Annotated in this window: 4 protein-coding genes and 1 pseudogene; 3 read left to right on the forward strand and 2 right to left on the reverse strand. The window is 65.1% G+C overall.

What is annotated here, in order from left to right:
- Positions 1–1639 (forward strand): autotransporter domain-containing protein (locus tag EN984_RS21045; protein WP_127383928.1); only part of this gene is annotated, 1639 nt, incomplete at its 5' end.
- 14 nt (positions 1640–1653) lie between these two features.
- Here the strand turns inward: EN984_RS21045 and EN984_RS21050 are convergent.
- Entirely contained in the window at positions 1654–2049 is a 396-nt protein-coding gene (locus EN984_RS21050) for a hotdog domain-containing protein (protein WP_013530049.1), read from the reverse strand.
- Between the two features lie 312 nt (positions 2050–2361).
- Entirely contained in the window at positions 2362–3303 is a 942-nt protein-coding gene (locus EN984_RS21060) for a phosphoribosylaminoimidazolesuccinocarboxamide synthase (protein ID WP_127271176.1), read from the reverse strand.
- A gap of 204 nt (positions 3304–3507) precedes the next feature.
- Here EN984_RS21060 and EN984_RS21065 point away from each other — a divergent pair, with 204 nt between their 5' ends.
- Together EN984_RS21065 and EN984_RS21070 are read left to right on the forward strand one after the other, a co-directional pair.
- The gene (locus EN984_RS21065; RefSeq protein WP_127272519.1) at positions 3508–5124 is read left to right on the forward strand and encodes a GMC family oxidoreductase N-terminal domain-containing protein; all 1617 of its coding nucleotides are present in this window, start codon (positions 3508–3510) and stop codon (positions 5122–5124) included.
- Positions 5121–5506: pseudogene (locus EN984_RS21070) on the forward strand (mandelate racemase/muconate lactonizing enzyme family protein); the annotation flags it as partial. The gene EN984_RS21065 and the pseudogene EN984_RS21070, both read left to right, overlap by 4 nt.

Genomic DNA, 5506 nt, shown 5'->3' on the forward strand with positions numbered 1-5506 from the left:
CAGCTATGCGGGCCTGACCACCGTCGACATGGGAACGCTGGTGGTGGGCGACGCCAGCCATGGCGACGCCAGCCTCGCCGGCGATGTCACGGTCGATTCCGGCGCGCGCCTTGGCGGCATCGGAACCATAGGCGGCAATGTCACCATCCTCGGCACGCATGGCGTCGGCAATTCCATCGGCGTGCAGACGGTCGGCGGCAACTATGTCAATCATGGCGTCCTGGAGGTCGAGGCGACCCCGTCCGGGGCCGACAAATTGATCGTCGGCGGCACGGTCGACATATCAGGCGCGACGCTCAACCTGGTCCTGACACCGGCGACGGCCGAGAGCTGGAACCTGCTCAACGGGCCGTACACGATCATCCAGAACAATGGCGCGGCCGATGTCGCCGGCACCTTCGCCTCCGTCGGCAACCTCAACGACCTTCTCTTCCTCGACCATCTCATCAACTACCAGGGCGGCGACGGCAACGACATCAGCCTCACCCTGGCGCGCAACGACGTTGCGGTCGCCAACGTCGCCATCACCCGCAACCAGATCGCGACCGCCGGAGCCCTCGATCGGCTCGGCCAAGGCAATGCGCTTGCATGGGCCATGCTGCTGATGACCGACGAGGATGCCGCGCGCCTGGCGCTCGATGCCGCGTCGGGCGAGGTTCATGCCTCGGCCAAGGGGATGCTGATCGAGGACAGCCGCTTCGTCGCCGATGCCGCTACCGCCCGAGTCCGGGCGGCCATGGGCGACGTCACCGCTCCCGCCATGCCAGTGATGGCTTATGGCGAGGGCGGCCCGGAGCTGGTCGAGGCTAACACCAGCCGTTTCGTCGTGTGGGGGCAAGCTTTCGGCTCCTGGGGCACGGCGAGCGGCGACGGCAATGCCGCCGGCCTCGACCGCTCCACCGGCGGCTTCCTCGCCGGCGGCGACACCGCCATCGGCGACGCCTGGCGGGTTGGCCTGCTGACCGGCTACAGCCACACCAGTTTCGACGTCGACGATCGTGCCTCTTCCGGCTCCAGCGACACCTATCACATCGGCCTTTATGGCGGTGGACAGTGGGACGGCCTGGGCCTGCGCGGCGGCGTCGCCTACAGCTGGAACCGGATCGACACCAGCCGCAACGTCGTCGTTCCAGGCTTCGCCGATGCGCTGACGGCTAAATACGATGCCGGAACCGCGCAGGTCTTCGGCGAGGCCGGCTATCGCGTCGAGACGCGCATGGCTGCCTTCGAGCCCTTCGCCAGTCTCGCCTATGTCAACCTTCACACCGACGGCTTCACGGAACAGGGTGGCGCCGCGGCGCTCACCTCCGCCGCCTCGACCACCGAGACCACCTTCACCACGCTCGGCTTGCGTGCCTCGGCCGGCTTCGACCTCGGCGGGGTGCAGGCAACCGCGCAGGGTACGCTCGGCTGGCGTCATGCCTTCGGCGACACCACGCCGACCGCGGACATGGCCTTCGCCGGCGGCGACCTGTTCACCATTGCCGGCGTGCCGATCGCTAGGGATACAGCCATCGTCGGGGCCGGGCTCGATTTCCGGATCGCCGACAGAACCACGCTGGGGATCAGCTACTCCGGCCAGTTCGGGAAGAAGGCGGCCGATCAGGGCGTCCGCGCCACGATGCAAGTGCGGTTCTGATTTTTCGGCTTTCGTCAGCCTTCGGCGGGAACCGCTTTCGGCTTGCCTTCGCCATCCAGCGCCACCATGACGAAATCGGCATGGGTGACCTTTTCCATCAGGTCGGAGAGGTAGCGCTGCGCCCAGGCTTCGACCTTGAGCGTCATCGAGGTGCGGCCGACGCGCTCGACATGGGTGTAGATGCACAGCGTGTCGCCGATCTTCATCGGCTTGGCGAACGACATCTCTTTCACCGCCGCCGTCACCACGCGGCCCTTGGCGCGCTCGGCCGCACGGATACCGCAGGCCAGGTCCATCTGCGCCATCACCCAGCCGCCGAAAATGTCGCCGGCCGCATTGGCGTCCGAAGGCATGGCCAGGGTGCGCAGCGTCAGATCGCCAAGCGGCCGTCCTTCAGCGTAGTGCACCATGCGAGAAATCCTTGTGAGGTGATGATCATCGATCCGTATCGCCGCTGCAGGACCAGGTCAACGCGCCGCAGCTGCTGTTTCCTGGCCTCCATGGCATAGGCTAACCCTGGCATTCGCGCGGTTGTGCCTGATTTCCAGCGGCTTCGGGTTTTGGAGGGGGCTTCCCCCACTCCGTCGCTGCTTCGCAGCGCCACCCCAAGCTCGCGCCCTTCCTCTACCCCGTCGATCGGGGGAGAGGTGGCGAGCGAAGCTCGACGGAGTGGGGGTCGACTGCGCGGCTTAAGACCAGGCGTTAGCTGAGAGGGGCACCTCTCAAAAATAACCTGCAAGGTTAGCTCTGATGCGATCCAGCACGCTGTCCCCGGAAAGGTCCGGCGAGAATTCCTTACCCGTGATCGCCTCATAGGCCTGCGCGTAGACCCCGGAAGCCTGTTCGACGATCTCGTCGGGTATTTTGGGGATCGGGTCGCTGTAGGGATCGCAGCGCGCCGAGACCCATGAGCGGATGAAATCCTTGTCAAAACTCTCCGGCCGGCTGCCGCTGGCGAGCGCCTGTTCGTAACTCGATGCGATCCAGTACCGGCTGCTGTCAGGCGTGTGGATTTCGTCGGCAAGAATGATGGTCCCGTCCTTGTCGGTGCCGAATTCGTATTTCGTGTCGGCCAGGATCAGGCCGCGCTCAGTGGCGCGCTGCTGGCCGCGGGCGAACAGCCGCAAGGCGTAGTCCGATACGGTATCCCACTGCGCCTGCGTGAGAAGACCCTGCTCGAGAATCTCGGCTTTGGACAGCGGTTCGTCATGGCCGCCATGCGCGGCCTTGCTGGTCGGCGTGATGATCGGCTCCGCCAGTCTTTCATTGTCGCGCAGGCCATCCGGCAGGCGGATGCCGTACATGTCGCGGTCACCGCGCTTGTAGCGCGTCAGGATCGAGGTGCTGGTGGTTCCCGCCAGATAGCCGCGCACGACGATCTCGACCGGCAGGATGTCGAGCCTTGTGCCGACGACGACGTTCGGGTCGGGGTATTCGAGAACATGGTTCGGGCAGATGTCGGCGGTTTCCTCGAACCAGTACCGCGCCGTCTGGGTCAGGATCTCGCCCTTGCAGGGGATCGACGTCAGGATGGTGTCGAAGGCACTGAGGCGGTCGGTGGCGATGATGATGCGCCGGCCGTCCGCAAGGTCATAGTTCTCGCGGACCTTGCCGCTGTAGTGGCCCGGCAGTTCGGGGATGAACGCGTCAGGAAGGGTCCGCATATGATTTCCTGCCTTCCGCAGAGTGGCCGATCCCATCGCATAAGCTGTCGCCCCGGTGCATATCAAGCGCGATTGTCGGGTATCCCCGCAAACTCGACCAGTTCGGCGGTCGCTTTTTTCACAACTGATGCCGGAAGGCGCGGCGACTTGGGAGCGCCGCCGCGTCTAGGCTGCAGCCAATTTTCCGGAGCCGCCCGCATCATCATGCAGACCTATGATTTCATCATCGTCGGCTCCGGCTCGGCCGGCTCGGTCCTGGCCGAAAAACTCTCGGCCTCGGGACGCTTCTCGGTGCTGGTGCTGGAGGCCGGCGGCACCGACCGCCGCTTCTACGTCCAGATGCCGCTCGGCTACGGCAAGACCTTCTTCGATCCCGACGTCAACTGGAACTACAAGGCCGAGCCGGACCCGGGCCTCGCCGGCAATTCCGATCACTGGCCGCGCGGCAAGCTGCTCGGCGGTTCGAGCTCGATCAACGCCATGGTCTGGATCAGGGGCGCGCGCGAGGATTTCGATGCCTGGGCAGCCGCCGGCAATCCCGGCTGGGGCTATGACGATCTGCTGCCCACCTTCAAGGCGCTCGAGAACAACCAGGCCGGTGCCGACACATGGCGCGGCACGGGCGGCCCGCTGCATGTCACCGACTGTTCGGACGCAGTCCACCCGCTGACCAAACGCTATCTCGCCGCCGGCCAGCAGGCCGGCCTGCCGCTCAATCCGGATTTCAACGGCGCCGCCCAGGAGGGCGTCGGCATCTACCAGATCTCGACCCGCAATGGCCGCCGCATGTCGGCGGCGTGCGCTTTCCTGCGCCCGGCGATGAAGCGCGGGAATGTCCGCGTCGAGATGAAGGCGCTGGCGACAAAAATCTTGTTCGAGGGCAAGCGTGCCGTCGGCGTCGAATATCTGCAGAACGGCGAAACGAAGACAGCGCGTGCCGGCCGCGAAATCATCCTGTCGGGCGGTTCGGTCAACTCGCCGCAGCTGCTGCAGCTGTCCGGTGTCGGCCCCTCCGCTCTGCTTAGCGGCCTGGGCATCCCAATCGTCCATGCCAACGAGAATGTCGGCGCGCATCTGCAGGACCATGTCGGCATCAACTACACCTTCAAGGGCAGGCTGCCGACGCTCAACCAGACGCTGCGTCCCTGGTGGGGCAAGCTACTGGTCGGCATGCAATACATCCTGACCCGCTCCGGCCCGCTGTCGCTGTCGATGAACAATGCCGGCGGCTTCTTCCGCACCGACCCTGCGGCGACGCGGCCCAACATGCAGCTCTATTTCCAGGCCTTCTCGACCGTCATTCCCAAGAGCGGCGAGCGCCCGATCCTGACGCCGGACCCATGGCCGGGCTTTTCCATCGGCCTGTCCAATTGCCGCCCGTCGAGCCGTGGCGAGATCATGATCCGCTCGGCCAATCCGCGCGACTACCCCAGGATAACGGCCAATGCCTACTCCACCAATGCCGATGTCGAGGAGATGCTGGCGGCGGTGAAATTCGTGCGCAAGATCGCCTCGATGCCTGCCATGGCCGAGATCATCGAGGAAGAGGTCCTGCCCGGTCCCTCGATCACCTCCGATGCCGATCTGGTCCAGGATTTCCGGAAGCGCTCGGGCACCGTCTATCATCCGGTCTCGACCTGCCGCATGGGGCCGGATCCCGCGCGCGCCGTCGTCGACCCGCGCCTCAAGGTGCATGGTCTGGAAGGTTTGCGCGTCATCGATGCCTCGATCTTTCCCGACAACATCACCGGCAACACCAACGCCGCCTCGATCATGACCGGTTGGAAAGGCGCCGAACTGGTTCTGGAGGACCAAGAATGAAGATCACCGACGTCAAGACCTGGGTTGTCGGCAATCCGCCGCCCGGCATCGGCGGCAAGTATTTCATCTTCGTCAAGCTGACCACCGACGGCGGCGTCGTCGGCTATGGCGAGGCTTACAACGCCACCTTCTCGGCCCATGTTACCGCCCGCATGGTCGAGGACATGGCCGAGCGCTATCTCATCGGCCGCGACCCGCACGACATCGAGAATTTCTTCCGCCGCGCCTATTCCTCCGGCTTCACCCAGCGCCCCGATGTGTCCGGCATGGGCTGCTTCTCGGCGCTGGAAATGGCCTGCTGGGACATCATCGGCAAGGAAGCCGACAAGCCGGTCTATAAACTGCTCGGCGGCCAGGTGCACGAAACGCTGCGTTCCTACAC

The organism is Mesorhizobium sp. M7A.F.Ca.CA.004.12.1.1 (genome assembly GCF_003997835.1).
GTDB lineage: Bacteria > Pseudomonadota > Alphaproteobacteria > Rhizobiales > Rhizobiaceae > Mesorhizobium.